Origin of the sequence: Photorhabdus sp. RM71S, from assembly GCF_042879355.1 — a bacterium.
GTDB classification, from domain to species: Bacteria; Pseudomonadota; Gammaproteobacteria; order Enterobacterales; family Enterobacteriaceae; genus Photorhabdus; species Photorhabdus kayaii.
In genome coordinates, this window is the sequence record NZ_JBHFKV010000258.1 from 1 (window position 1) to 292 (window position 292).

1 protein-coding gene is annotated in these 292 nt (G+C 47.6%); it reads right to left on the bottom strand.

What is annotated here, in order from left to right; all coding sequences use genetic code 11:
- Nucleotides 1–139: 139 nt before the first annotated feature.
- Nucleotides 140–292, bottom strand: a 153-nt coding sequence (locus ACGF5R_RS24795; RefSeq protein ID WP_387693305.1) for a lysis system i-spanin subunit Rz, incomplete at its 5' end; no start/stop codon positions are given.

The window sequence follows — 292 nt, forward strand, 5'->3', positions numbered from 1 at the left end:
CATAGAAAATCAGACCAAAGAATCAGCACAATACTGATTTCCTCAAGCTCTATTTCCTAAACAGGTTCTTTGGGTTTGAATGCGCATGAGGTGCGCGGTGAAATTCGGATATAAAAAGTCCCGCGATTGCGAGACTCTGTTACTGACACTGAGTTTTGATGTAGTCCTGCAAGCCCTCTAGTTGTGCCTGCATCGTTGTTACTCTTTCGGTGAGAGTGAAATAATCCCTGATAGCGGGGTCTTCCAATCTGGGGCTGGCTGCATCATCCACGCCGGGGGAGGAACTGGCTTT